At 63.1% G+C, this 12,148-nt stretch carries 12 protein-coding genes; 1 reads left to right on the forward strand and 11 read right to left on the reverse strand.

The features are described 5' to 3' along the window. Window positions 1-229 precede the first annotated feature (229 nt). Window positions 230-1,198, forward strand: coding sequence for a hypothetical protein (locus tag HKL97_RS01965; RefSeq protein ID WP_291422343.1), 969 nt, complete (start codon window positions 230-232; stop codon window positions 1,196-1,198). An 85-nt stretch (window positions 1,199-1,283) separates the two neighbouring features. Here HKL97_RS01965 and mnmE read toward each other — a convergent pair whose 3' ends face one another. The 11 genes from mnmE to HKL97_RS02020 all read right to left on the reverse strand — a co-directional run. After that, window positions 1,284-2,543 carry a tRNA uridine-5-carboxymethylaminomethyl(34) synthesis GTPase MnmE gene (gene mnmE, locus HKL97_RS01970; protein ID WP_291422345.1) on the reverse strand — a complete coding sequence of 420 codons (1,260 nt, stop codon included), beginning with the start codon at window positions 2,541-2,543 and terminating at the stop codon, window positions 1,284-1,286. Then, window positions 2,540-3,745: a low temperature requirement protein A gene (locus HKL97_RS01975; RefSeq protein WP_291422347.1), complete on the reverse strand. Its 1,206-nt coding sequence runs from the start codon at window positions 3,743-3,745 to the stop codon at window positions 2,540-2,542. Before HKL97_RS01975 ends, mnmE begins: the two co-directional genes overlap by 4 nt. 4 nt (window positions 3,746-3,749) lie before the next feature. Further along, window positions 3,750-5,228, reverse strand: coding sequence for a carboxypeptidase M32 (locus HKL97_RS01980; protein WP_291422349.1), 1,479 nt, complete (start codon window positions 5,226-5,228; stop codon window positions 3,750-3,752). Beyond that, window positions 5,225-5,929 (reverse strand): SURF1 family protein, encoded by a 705-nt coding sequence (locus tag HKL97_RS01985; RefSeq protein ID WP_291422351.1) that lies wholly within the window; start codon window positions 5,927-5,929, stop codon window positions 5,225-5,227. The genes HKL97_RS01980 and HKL97_RS01985 overlap by 4 nt, the downstream gene beginning before the upstream one ends. Window positions 5,930-5,968: 39 nt before the next feature. After that, window positions 5,969-6,820, reverse strand: a complete 852-nt coding sequence (locus HKL97_RS01990) for a cytochrome c oxidase subunit 3 (RefSeq protein ID WP_291422353.1) — start codon at window positions 6,818-6,820, stop codon at window positions 5,969-5,971. 63 nt (window positions 6,821-6,883) lie between these two features. After that, a complete protein-coding gene (locus HKL97_RS01995; RefSeq protein ID WP_291422355.1) occupies window positions 6,884-7,054 on the reverse strand; it encodes a hypothetical protein in 171 nt (56 codons plus the stop codon). 13 nt (window positions 7,055-7,067) lie between these two features. After that, window positions 7,068-7,982: a heme o synthase gene (locus HKL97_RS02000; RefSeq protein WP_291422356.1), complete on the reverse strand. Its 915-nt coding sequence runs from the start codon at window positions 7,980-7,982 to the stop codon at window positions 7,068-7,070. A gap of 58 nt (window positions 7,983-8,040) precedes the next feature. After that, window positions 8,041-9,642 carry a cytochrome c oxidase subunit I gene (gene ctaD, locus HKL97_RS02005; RefSeq protein WP_291422358.1) on the reverse strand — a complete coding sequence of 534 codons (1,602 nt, stop codon included), beginning with the start codon at window positions 9,640-9,642 and terminating at the stop codon, window positions 8,041-8,043. A 91-nt stretch (window positions 9,643-9,733) separates the two neighbouring features. Then, window positions 9,734-10,567 carry a cytochrome c oxidase subunit II gene (coxB, locus tag HKL97_RS02010; protein WP_291422360.1) on the reverse strand — a complete coding sequence of 278 codons (834 nt, stop codon included), beginning with the start codon at window positions 10,565-10,567 and terminating at the stop codon, window positions 9,734-9,736. Between the two features lie 211 nt (window positions 10,568-10,778). Further along, window positions 10,779-11,447, reverse strand: coding sequence for a class I SAM-dependent methyltransferase (locus tag HKL97_RS02015; RefSeq protein WP_291422362.1), 669 nt, complete (start codon window positions 11,445-11,447; stop codon window positions 10,779-10,781). A gap of 88 nt (window positions 11,448-11,535) precedes the next feature. After that, on the reverse strand, window positions 11,536-12,148 hold a 613-nt coding region (locus tag HKL97_RS02020), incomplete at its 5' end, for a prenyltransferase/squalene oxidase repeat-containing protein (protein ID WP_291422363.1).

Consider the following 12,148-nt stretch of genomic DNA (forward strand, 5'->3'; position numbering starts at 1 on the left):
GCCTCACACCCCGCATGCCCGCCGCCAATGATAATCACATCGTATTTCATGAGGGGGGTATTAGCGAGTTTGCAGGTATATAGGCAAGGTTTTGGCAGGGCCCTGCCCTGCAACCCGGCCGGGGGTTCCACCCCCTGCACCCCTGGCCGGGCCTGAGGCCCGGACCCCGTTAGTTTGGGACCTGTGCCTCACAACAAAGCGCGGATAAAAATGCAGTTGCCAGAATCCAATGGATCAGCAACGGTTAAAATTTACAGAAGGCATTTCCAACATGGTTCTTAATAGACACGATAAAAGCAATAGGCGTTCGTACCTTGCGCCTGCACGAGCCGGACTAATAGGACTGATTCTACTTGCGGCATTAACGGAAGTAAGCGTTGCTCAAAGCAAAAGTGACCCGCAGAGGGAAGCAAAACAAACTGAGGCCCGGCACCAACCGTCGGAAGCACAGGTAGGTAGTGCGATAAGTGGCACTCAATACCATCCAGTATGCGACAGCCCACCATCCCGCGAAGATGCCGAGTATTGCCAGGAATGGCGTGCCGCAGTAGCGGCTCAGAAACAGGCCGAATTGGCTTTCTATCAGCTCATCGCCAGCATCATCGGAATCGGGGCAGTAACTGCAACATTATATTTGACCTTCATGGCTACCCGCGCCGCCATCGAAAGTGTCGAAGCATCCCAAAGAAGCGCCAAAGCTGCCGAAAATGCTGTCCAGAAAAGTGAAGCTATTTTGGCGCATGCTGAACAAACCGCTGAGCGACAATTGAGGGCTTATGTATATGTTTCCGAAATTCATTGCGCCATAATTAATGGAATACGGACAGTCAAAACGACTTTTAAGAATTTCGGGCAAACACCAGCTTACGAATGTTCCATTGTCGTCAAAGTGTGGATTCGCCCTTATCCTTTCGATCCACAGGGGGATTGGAACGTTTACAAAGAGCCGCCGGTGCAATCGGTCGATACTGTCCCGCCCAGCACTATTTCTGAAAATTATATCGAGGTTCCCGTCATAACTCCAGAAACCGAGCAAGCTATAGCTTCTGGTGCTGCCGGAATTTGGATTTTTGGTGAGATTTCCTATGTGGACTGCTTTAAAAATCAACGGTGTACAAATATCAGATTGGTGTGCCATGGAGATAATTGGAAAAAGGGATCATTTAGCCCCGACAAGGAAGGCAATAACTCCAATTAAAACGGCAACTGTCACCGCGATTTTTTCATGTCGCTTCAACGTTAGCTAGTTTTTGAGGTTTTGTGAGCTTGCCCAAAAACCCCGCCTACTTCCCAATACAAAACCCCGAAAACACGGCGTCGAGAATCTCCTCCACGCCGATTACCCCTGTCAGCCTTGCCAGGGCGTACGCGGCGGCCCTCAGCTCCTCGCCGCGGCACTCGGGCGCGCGCTCCGCCAGAGCCCGCTCCAGCGCCGCCGCAGTGTCCCGCACGCAGGCAATCTGGCGTGGCCGTGCCAGCGTGGCCGCACCCTTGGTGTCGGTGAGCCGGGCCGCCGCCGCCGCCAGTTCGGCGCGCAATTCAGCCATCCCCTGCCCTGTTTGGGCCGAGACCCCCTCGCCCGCCAGATCAGCCTTGGTACGCACGAACAGCACCGCGATACCTTCCGGCACGGCTGGAAAATCCTCGCCCGGCGCCGCCACGGCGATGATCAGATCCGCCCGCGCCGCCCGCGCCTGGGCGCGCCGCACGCCCTCGGCCTCCACAAAATCCTCCGTCTCGCGCAGCCCGGCTGTGTCGGTCAGGTGCACCGGCACGCCGCCCAAATCCACCCGCACGCCCACCGCATCGCGCGTGGTGCCGGGGATATCGGAGACGATCGCCACCTCCTCGCCGGCCAGCGCGTTCAGCAGTGTGGACTTGCCCGCGTTCGGCGCGCCGAGGATGACGAATTCCAGACCTTCGCGCAGCCGCGCCGCCGCCGGGGCGGCTTCCAGAATCTCCTGCATTTCGCGGTGGATGCCGGCAATCCGCTGAACCAGCCCGGCCTCGACATCCGGGGGCAAATCCTCATCGGGAAAATCGATCAGCGCCTCCTGCTGCGCCATGGTCTGGCGCAGTGACTCCCGCCAGGCTTCGCAGGTTTTTTGCAGCGCGTCCGCGCCCTCAATCGCCTGCGCGCGCTGCGCCTCGGTTTCGGCGGCGATCAGGTCAGCCATCGCCTCGGCTGCCACAAGGTCCATGCGGCCGTTCAGGAAAGCGCGGCGGGAGAACTCCCCCGGCTCCGCCGGGCGCCCTCCCAGGGCCACCAGAGCCTCAGAAACCGCCGCGAAAACCGCGCGGCCACCGTGCAGCGAGAATTCGGTGGAATCCTCACCGGTGAAACTGTGCGGGCCGGGGAAGCTGGTGACCAGCGCATGGTCCAACACCCTGCCCTGCCAGCGCAGCGGCCGCAGCGAGGCATGGCGCGGCGCGGGCAACCCGCCCGCCAGGGCGGCGGTGATCTCCAACGCCTTCGGCCCGGAAAGCCGCAACACGGTGACAGCCCCGCCCCGCCCGGTGATGGGTGAAAATATGGTGCTCATGGCTTCACCGCCGGTTGGCGCGCCCCCGGCCCGCGGCGGCGGAGCAGTATCTCGCTCAGCACCGCGACGAAAACCAGCACCAGCGCCACCGCCGCGGCCAACGCCAGCTCGCTGAGCTCAGGCGCCGCCAGCACCAGGCCGCCAAGCAGCAGCATCCCGTAGGCATGCGAGGGTGGAAAGCGAGGCGCCAGACGGCTGCGGAACAGCCCGTTGCCCAGCAGATACAGCGCCGGGCCACCCAGAATCATCAGCCCGCTGGCCGCCGAGGCTGGCGCGCCCGGCTCATGCAGCAGCAGCGCGTCAGCAGCGGCATCGGCGATGATGCCCGCCACCAGCAAGCCGTGCAGATAGGTATAGGCCGCGCGGGCGATCCGGCCGGGGTCCGCCGCATGGGCGAAGGCATCGGCGGTGCGTTCGGCGGCATGGTCAAAATAAATCCACCACAGCGCCACGCTGCTCAAAAACGCCACGAAAAACGCAGCGAGGTTCAGCCAGTCCCAGTGCAAAGCGAAAAACGCCGCGCCGGTGACCGTGATGGACTCCCCCAGCGCGATGAGGATGAACCCCGCGCAGCGTTCGGCCAGATGGTAGCTGTCAATATTCCAATCCGCCGTGGCCGAGCGGCCCAGCCCCGGCACATAATACCCCATGGCCGGGGCGGAAATATCCACCGCCAGGGCGAGCAGCCAGAGTTTTTCGCGCAGTAGGCCGGAGGCCAGGCCCCCGGCCAGCCAGAACAGGCCGGAGAGCGAGAACCAGATGACAATGCGCCGCATATTACGAAAATTGCCCGCATGGTGGCCGCGGACCGCCCAAAGCATGAACAGGCTGCGGCCAAGCTGCATGACCACATAGCCGGCGGCAAAGCTGAGGCCCCGCGCGGCAAAGGCGCCGGGCAGCGAGGCGGAGAGCAAAAGCCCGAGGAAGCTGAGCGCGATGAGCATGAGTTGCACCGGGCGGTGGCGCGGGTCCAGCCAGTTGGTCACCCAGGCGGTATAGACCCACACCCACCACACCGCCGCGAACAGCATGAGCGTGTGCAGGAGCCCGGCCGGCGTGAGATCGGTGTACAGCGTGGCGGCGAGCTGGGTGACAGCGAAGGCGAACACCAGATCGAAAAAAACTTCCACCTGCGTGACCGGCGCGCCCCCCTGCCCTTTGCGCGGGCGCAGGTAGCTGCGCGGGGCGAAGGGAAAAGTCATTACACTAACTTGCCGTTAAATATCGTGACGCGAGATGTTCCTGGAACGCCGCCGGATTCAAATTCTCCCCGGTGGCGGCTATAAGAAGTTCATTGAATCCAAGCCGCGCCGCCTGCCCGTGGATGTGCCGCGCCAGCCAGCCCGCGAGGGGCGCGAAATCACCAGCGGCCAGATGCGCCTCCAGCGCAGGCAGCGCCTTGCGGGCAGCGGCGAAAAGCTGGGCCGCTGCCATCGCACCCAGCGTGTAGCTGGGAAAATAGCCGATTGCGCCGTCATACCAATGGATGTCCTGCAGGCAGCCCTGCGCGTCATCCGGCGGGGTGATGCCGAGGAGCGCGTGGAAGCCATCGTTCCAGGCGCCCGGCAGGTCCGCCACTGCCAGGTCGCCCGCGAGCAGCGCCTGCTCCAGGCGCAAGCGCAGCAGCACATGCGCCGGATAGGTCAGCTCATCGGCCTCCACACGGATGAAACTGCGCGCCACATGCCGCAGCCGCCGCCGCAACGCAGCCGGTGAAATGGGTTTGTTGAAGGCGCTGGCAAGAACAGGCGCCAGATAGCCGAGAAACGCATCAGAGCGCACGGCCTGCATCTCGATGATCAGCGACTGGCTCTCATGCGCCGCCATGCCGGCCGCTTGCCCCACTGGCTGGCGGCGCCACGCGGCGGGGAGTTGTTGCTCATACAAGGCGTGGCCGGTTTCGTGCAGCACGCCGGTGATGGCGGAGAGCGGGTCGGCTTCGTCATAGCGTGTGGTGATGCGGATGTCCGTGGGCGTACCGCCGCAAAACGGGTGGGCGGAGCGGTCCAGCCGGGCGGAGGTGAAATTCAGCCCGGCCGCGGCGGCAAGCTGGCGGCACAGCGCCTCTTGAATCGCGGTGGCGTAGGGGCCGGGGGGCAGTGTTTCGTGAGACTGACGGTTCTGGATTTCCTCAGCCTGCGGCAAGGCTTTTTGCAAAAATATTTCGTAGTTTCCAAAAATCGGCGCCACATCGGCGGCGTGGATGCCGCGCTGATACTGGGTCATCAGCGCATCATAGGGCGAGAGGCCGAGCGCCGCGCCGAGGATTTGCGCGGACTGGCGGGTGAGGTTGAACACCTCCGCCAGCGCGGGGCGGACGGCGGCAAAATCCGATTCCTTGCGGGCGGTGCGCCAGATGGTCTCGCAAGCGCTATTGGCGCGCGAACTGGCCTCCACCAGGTCTCGCGGCAGCGCGGTGGCGCGGGTGTGGGCCTCGCGCATCAGGGCGAGATTCTGCCGCGCCCAGGGGTCAGCCGGCGGGGTGACGGTGGCAAAGTCCTCAGCCAGCGCCGGGGCGGTGAGCAGCTCATGCGAGAGACCGGCCAGGGTCGCCATCTGCTCGCCCCGCGCCTGCGCGCCACCGGGGGGCATCATCGCCGCGGCGTCCCACCCCAGCATGGCCGCCGCTTCGTTCAGCGTGGCGATGCGGGCGAATGCCTGCTCCAGGCGCTTATAAGAAGTCATGGGTCCAGCAGCCTTTTCCGGGCGAAGAAGAAGAATTCGAACACCAGAACGCCCGCGAAGCCGAACCAGGTGAGCGCGTATTCATAATGATTATTCGGCGGCGTGGGCAAATGCTGCGCGGGTTGCGGCGCGGGGCTGCCGGGGGGCGGCAACGGCCCCATGGCGATGAGTATTTTCGGATTGACGTTTTTCAGCCCCATGCCGGCGGCAATTTTGGCCGCGTTGAGGGTGTAATACAGCCCCTGCCCCGGACTGTCCGGCGCTGCGAACCAGCCGGGTGTGATGCTGCTGTGCAGATAGCCCGCCACCTGGGTTGGGCCGGCGGGCTCCGGGTATGGCGTGGGGGTTTGTTGCGGCACCCAGCCGAGGTCCACCAGCACGATCTGCCCGTTGGGCCGCGCGAAGGGCATGAGAATTTCACCACCGGCGATGGGGCCGGTTGGGCTGTCATGCACCTCGTCACCATAAAGCGCGGCCTTGCCGGGAACCCAGGCCCCGGCGATGGAGACCTTCTCAAACGGCGTGGGATGATCAGGCAGCGGGATCGGCGCTGAAATTTCAGCGGTGTGGATGGCTGCGAGAATCCCCTCCTTCCACTTGAGCCGGTGCAATTGCCACACGCCCAGCGCGATGAGCAGCCAGAACGTGATGAAAGCGGCGATGCCGGGGGCAATCAGCCGCTTCCACTTGGGCGGGGTCATGCGATGCCGGCTTTCACCGGCATGGCGCTGGGGGATGGACTAGCCCGCGACAATCGCGCTGCGGCCCAGGAAGTAGATGCAGACGAAGAGGAAGAGCCACACCACGTCCACGAAGTGCCAGTACCAGGCGGCGGCCTCGAAGCCGAAATGGCGCTGCGGGGTGAACTGGCCCTTCATCGCCCGGAACAGGCAGACGGTGAGGAACACGGTGCCGACGATGACATGCACGCCGTGAAAGCCGGTGGCGATGAAGAAGGAGGATGCGAAAATGCCGCCATGATAGAAGGGGAACGGCGAATGGGTGTATTCCCACGCCTGGCCGCAGAGGAACATCAGGCCCAGCATCACGGTGACGGCAAGGCCGCGCACGGTATTTTTATTGTCGCCTTCCAGCAGGCTGTGGTGCGCCCAGGTGATGGTGGTGCCCGAGAGGAGCAGCACCATGGTGTTGAACAGCGGGATGGCGAAAGGATCAATCGTGGTGACGCCCTGGGGCGGCCACACCGGCGCGAAGGCCGTGCCCATTTTTTCGGGGAAGAAGAAATAGTTGAAATAGTTCCAGAAGAAGGAGACGAAGAACATCACCTCCGAGGTGATGAACAGCGCCATGCCATAACGCAGGCCGACCTGGGTGATGACCTTGTGCAGGCCGGGGGTGCGGGCCTCGGACACCACATCGCGCCACCAGACGAACATGGTGGAGACCACGAAGAGCAGGCCGATGCCCAGCAGGACGAAGCTGTGAAGATGCGCTGCCACGATGATACCCGCAAAAGTGGTCATGGCGGCGACACCGCCGCAGAGCGGCAGGATGCTCGGGTTGACCAGATGGTATGGGTGCGGGACGGTGCCTTTGATCTGGTCTGTCGCCGAATGGGCTGGGCTGCTCATATGTCTACACTCTCTTCGCCAAAAAATTGATCCCTGAAACGACTTTCCACCGTTCCCCGATTTTCACCACATTTGCCCGTATTCGTGAAGTTTCACGATGGCGATGGCGTAAACCAGCACGCTGAAACCCGCCAGCGCCGCCAGCAGCAGCAGATTGCGGCCCCGGCGATGGCGGTTGAATTGCGCCCGCTCCTCGGGCGTCCAGTTGGACTTGCTAAGCTCGGTCCGGGGCATTTGATCGCTCATGTTAAATGAACCGATCCACGGCGCAGGCGCCGAACAGAATGAAAAGATACAGGATGGAGAATTTGAACGCCGCGCGCGCCGGGGCGTTGCTGGTCAGGCTGTGGCCCTGGGCATCCTGCTGGTCGTTAAGGACACGCCAGCAATAAAAGCAGAACACCAGGCTGAGCACGAGCGCGCAGGCGCCGTAAACCACCCCGCACAGCCCCAGCAGATAGGGCGAGAGCGCGATGGGCAGCAGCAGCACCGCATAGACCATGATGTTGATCCGGGTGTGGCGCGGGCCTTTGACAACGGGGAGCATCGGCACCCCGGCGCGCTCGTAATCACCCGAGGCGAAGAGGGAAAGCGACCAGAAATGCGGCGGGGTCCAGAAAAACACGATGGTGAACAGCAGCACCGGCAGCAGCGAAACATGGCCGGTGGCGGCGGCCCAGCCGATGACCGGGGGAAACGCCCCGGCGGCGCCGCCGATGACGATGTTCTGCGGCGTGCTGCGCTTGAGCCACATGGTGTAGATGAACACATAATAGAAAATCGAAAACGCGAGCAGCCCGGCGGCGACCAGATTGGTGGCCATGGCCATTAGCAGCACCGAGAGCACCGAGAGCACGATGCCGTAGCCCAGGGCATCACGCGCGGTGATGCGCCCGGCGGGAATGGGGCGCGAGGCGGTGCGGCGCATCACCGCGTCGATATCGGCGTCATACCACATGTTGATGGCGCCCGCCGCGCCTGCGGCCAGCGCGATGCACAGTATGGCGGTGAAGCTGAGCAGCGGGTTGATCTGCGTGGGCGCAACGATGAGGCCGATGGCCCCGGTGAAGACGACCAGCGACATCACCCGGGGCTTGAGCAGGGCAAACCAGTCAGCGGCGGTGCTGACGCTGAGCCCGCCCGAGAGGGTGGAGTCACTCATGCGTCAGGCCCGCGAATGCCAGCTGGCGCCGGCATGACGATGAGAGACATCCCCTCCATTAACGGATGACCGGAACGTCTTCAAAGGTGTGGTGCGGCGCGGGAGAGGGCACGGCCCATTCCAGCGTGGTGGCACCCTCGCCCCAGTAATTATCAGCCAGGCTCTCCTTGGAGGTGAACACCGCATAGAGCACATAGAAGAACACCAGGGTGGAGACGCCAGAGATGATGGAGCCGATGGAGGAGACATAGTTCCAGCCGGCGAAGGCGTCGGCATAGTCCGGGTAGCGGCGCGGCATGCCGGCCAGGCCGAGGAAGTGCATCGGGAAGAAGGTGAGGTTCACGCCGATGAAGAAGGTCCAGAAATGCACCTTGCCCCAGAATTCCGGGTAGGGGTGGCCGGTCATCTTGCCGATCCAGTAGTAGAACCCGGCGAACACCGCGAAGGCGGCGCCCATCGAGAGCACATAGTGGAAATGCGCGATGAGGAAGTAGTCGTTATGGAGTTCCTGGTCGAGACCGGCATTGGCCAGCACGACGCCGGTGGCGCCGCCGATGACGAAGAGGAAGATGAAGCCGATGGCCCAGAGCATCGGGGTTTTGAACTCGATGGAGCCGCCCCACATGGTGGCGATCCAGGAGAAGATTTTGATGCCGGTGGGCACCGCGATGACCAGGGTCGCGACTTCGAAATAGACCTTGCTGTCAGTGCTGATGGCCGAGACGAACATGTGGTGCGCCCAGACGATGAAACCGACGAAGCCGATGACGACCATCGCGTAGGCCATGCCGAGATAGCCGAAGATCGGCTTGCGCGAGAAGGTGGAGACCACATGGCTGATGATGCCGAAGGCCGGCAGGATCATGATGTAGACTTCCGGGTGGCCGAAGAACCAGAACAGATGCTGGAACAGCACCGGATCGCCGCCGCCGGAAGGCTCGAAGAAGGAGGTGCCGAAGTTGCGGTCCATGATGAGCATGGTAATGGCGCCGGCCAGCACGGGGATGGCGAGCAGCAGCAGGAAGGCGGTGACCAGGATGGCCCAGCAGAACAGGGGCATCTTGTGCATGGTCATGCCAGGGGCGCGCATGTTCAGGATGGTGGCGATGAAGTTGATGGCGCCCAGCAGCGAGGAAATACCCGCCAGATGCAGCGAGAACAGCGAGAAGTCAGTCGCCATGCCGGGGGAGTACTGCGCGTTGTCCAGCGGTGGGTAGAGGGTCCAGCCCGCGCCGGCGCCGTTGCCGAGCAGCAGCCCGATCATCACGAACACGAAACCCGCGGCGAGGAACCAGAAGCTCATGTTGTTCAGGCGGGGGAAGGCCATGTCCGGCGCGCCGATCATCATCGGCACGAACCAGTTGCCAAAGCCGCCGATGAGGGCGGGCATGACGAACCAGAAAATCATGATCAGCCCGTGCGCGGTGATGATTGCGTTCCAGGCGGCGCCGGAGGTGATGATGTTGTTATGAGGATACATGAGCTGCTGGCGCATGATGATGGAGAGCACACCGCCGACGCAGGCGCCGATCACCGCCATGGTGATGTAGAGGGTGCCGATGTCCTTATGGTTGGTGCTCATCAGCCAGCGTTCAACGAAGCCCTTCTGATGATGGGCCTCGTGCGAATGGTCCGAATGGTCGTGCGTGGTTGCGGTCATATCTGGCTCCTGTCCGGGGCTTAATTCGAAGAAGCGTCGGCCAGCTTATTGACTGGCAGGGGGGATGATAGCGGAGAACGCGGCATTATGTTCATTGATAATTCGCCTGCGCGTATTTTACCCAGTTGAGGTAGTCAGCCAGCGGAACGGCCTTGATCTCGATGGGCATCGCGTCATGGCCGACGCCGCAGATCTGGTTGCACTGGCCGTAATAGGTGCCGACCTTGGGAATGATGGTCCACTGGGTAAGGTTGGTGCCGGGGATGGCGTAGCGCTGCATGCCGAGCGAGGGCATATAGAAACCGTGCAGAACATCCGCGCTGGTGATGACGAATTTGATCTTCTTGCCGGCGGGGACGACCATCGGGTGGTCAACCGAGAGGCGGCGGATCTCGCCGGGCTGGATCTGGTTGTCGGGGATCATGTAGCTGGTGTAGTCCAGCCCGCCCGCCACGCCGGGGTAGCTATATTCCCAGTACCACTGATGCCCGGTGACGTTGATGGTCAGGTAGGGGTTGGAGGTGTCGGCCTCGTAGTAGATCAGGTTAATCGAGGGGATGACGATGACCGCCAGCAGCAGGGTGGGCACCACGATCCAGATCACCTCGATGAGGGTGTTGTGGGTGACCGTGCTGGGCACCTTGTTGCGCCCGGCGCGGAAACGGATGAACACATACGCCAGCAGCAGGGCGACGAAGCCGACCACCCCGGTCATGATCCAGAGCACGAATTTCATCAGCCAGTCGATCTTCTCCATCATCGGGCTGCCGGCGGCGGGAAACCACATCTGCCAGTTATGCGGCGCGTTGACATAGACGTTCGCCGCCGCCGATGGGTCTGTGGCGGTGGCCTGCGCCAGCGCCGCGTGGCCAAACAAGGCCAGCAAACCAGCCACGCCCAATGCCGAAGTGATACACCGCTTCATTCTCGTTATCCTGCTTAAGTGCCCAAACCGTAAAGCCGGTTTGCCCCGATTTCCTTCCTGATATAAGCCAGCCCCCATAATATCAAGTTTCCAGGGCGAAGGAATTTAGCGCAGCACGGCGCACCGCGCGGGCGCGGCGCGGGCACTCTATCATGGCAGGGTCATGGCCAAATTTCCGCGCGGCCCGGGCGGGGCGCGAAAATTCCAGGTTTTACCTGGGTTCGTTGGTCAGCTCAACCAGGCTGAACAGGCTGAAGGGCGGCATTTTGGTGATGCGGGCGGCTTTGAGGTCGGCGGCTTCAAAAATATGGCCGGTGCGGAAATCCGGGTGCCAGCCGATCAGCGCGGAGGCTGGGGCGAGGGCGCGTTCCACCCACCAGATGGGGCCGCGCGCGCGGGCGAAATGATTGACCAGCAGGATGGTGCCGCCGGGTTTGACGACGCGCTTCAACTCCGCGAGCAGCAGGCGCGGTTTTGGCACCACGGAGGCGACGAACATGGCGACCGCGATATCGAACGAGGCGTCAGGGAAGCTGGTCGCCTGGGCATCCATCTCCTGCAGGGCCTCGATGTTGCGCAGGCCGAGCGTCTCGGCGCGCGCGCGGGCCTTGAGCAGCATGTCCGCCGAAAGGTCGATGCCGGTGACGCGCTTGGCCGGGCTGTAAAGCGGCAGCGCCAGGCCCGTGCCGACCCCGACCTCCAGCACCTGCTCTCCCGGCGCGCGGTTGACCGCCTCCACAGCGGCAAGCCGGCTGTGTTGCGAGACGAGACCGAACCAGTTGTCATAAAAGACCACCTGCCGCTTGTAGGCGGCGCGCACGGCGTCGGCATCCATTGGCGCGCGTGGCCCTTTTAATGCCGTGCCAAAAGCATCAGCCATATGGTGTCCTCAACTTGTCATCGTATTCATAAAGACCTTGGCGCATAATCGGTGGTCAAGGCAATGGCTGATGTGTTCCGGCGCGGTTTCAGAAGCCGAATTTCACCTGCCGGTCGTTGGCGGTAAGCAGGGTGCGGTAGCGGCTGAGCGCCAGCAGCGGGAAGAAACGCGGGTAGCCGTGGTATTTGAGGTAGAACACCCGCGGGAAGCCGACGGCGTTGTAGGCCTGCTCGGTCCAGCTGCCTTGCGCGTCCTGCGCCCCCTCGAGATAGGCGGCGCCTTTTTTCACCGCGTCATGGTCCGCAAGGCCGGCGGCCATGAGGCCGAGCATCGCCCAGGCGGTCTGGCTGGGCAGGCTTTGTGCCGCCTCGCCGTGGAATTCGCCGGAGGGCGCGCCCGCGTAGCTCTCGCAATCCTCGCCCCAGCCGCCGTCAGCGCGCTGTTTGGCGATGAGCCAGGTGGCGGCGCGGGTGATCGCCGGGTCGTCATGCGCCACGCCCGCCGCGTTGAGGGCGCAGAGCACAGACCAGGTGCCGTAGATGTAATTCGTGCCCCAGCGGCCGAACCAGGAGCCGTCCGGGCATTGGGTCTCGCGCAGATATTGCACGCCGCGCGCGATGGCGGGCTGGTCCTCGGGGTGGCCAAGCTGGGCGAGAAAGGAGATGCAGCGCGCGGTGACATCCTCGGTCGGCGGGTCGAGC

Source organism: Acidocella sp., from assembly GCF_013044125.1.
Taxonomy (GTDB): Bacteria; Pseudomonadota; Alphaproteobacteria; order Acetobacterales; family Acetobacteraceae; genus Acidocella.

Bases quoted from the DNA above. Each gene is read 5' to 3' on its own strand.
- HKL97_RS01980 (WP_291422349.1), bottom strand. From the start codon at position 5,228: ATGACTTCTTATAAGCGCCTGGAGCAGGCATTCGCCCGCATCGCCACG.
- HKL97_RS02000 (WP_291422356.1), bottom strand. From the start codon at position 7,982: ATGAGTGACTCCACCCTCTCGGGCGGGCTCAGCGTCAGCACCGCCGCT.
- ctaD (WP_291422358.1), bottom strand. From the start codon at position 9,642: ATGACCGCAACCACGCACGACCATTCGGACCATTCGCACGAGGCCCAT.
- coxB (WP_291422360.1), bottom strand. From the start codon at position 10,567: ATGAAGCGGTGTATCACTTCGGCATTGGGCGTGGCTGGTTTGCTGGCC.
- HKL97_RS01985 (WP_291422351.1), bottom strand. From the start codon at position 5,929: ATGACCCCGCCCAAGTGGAAGCGGCTGATTGCCCCCGGCATCGCCGCT.
- HKL97_RS02015 (WP_291422362.1), bottom strand. From the start codon at position 11,447: ATGGCTGATGCTTTTGGCACGGCATTAAAAGGGCCACGCGCGCCAATG.
- HKL97_RS01990 (WP_291422353.1), bottom strand. From the start codon at position 6,820: ATGAGCAGCCCAGCCCATTCGGCGACAGACCAGATCAAAGGCACCGTC.
- HKL97_RS01975 (WP_291422347.1), bottom strand. From the start codon at position 3,745: ATGACTTTTCCCTTCGCCCCGCGCAGCTACCTGCGCCCGCGCAAAGGG.
- HKL97_RS01965 (WP_291422343.1), top strand. From the start codon at position 230: ATGGATCAGCAACGGTTAAAATTTACAGAAGGCATTTCCAACATGGTT.
- mnmE (WP_291422345.1), bottom strand. From the start codon at position 2,543: ATGAGCACCATATTTTCACCCATCACCGGGCGGGGCGGGGCTGTCACC.
- HKL97_RS01995 (WP_291422355.1), bottom strand. From the start codon at position 7,054: ATGCCCCGGACCGAGCTTAGCAAGTCCAACTGGACGCCCGAGGAGCGG.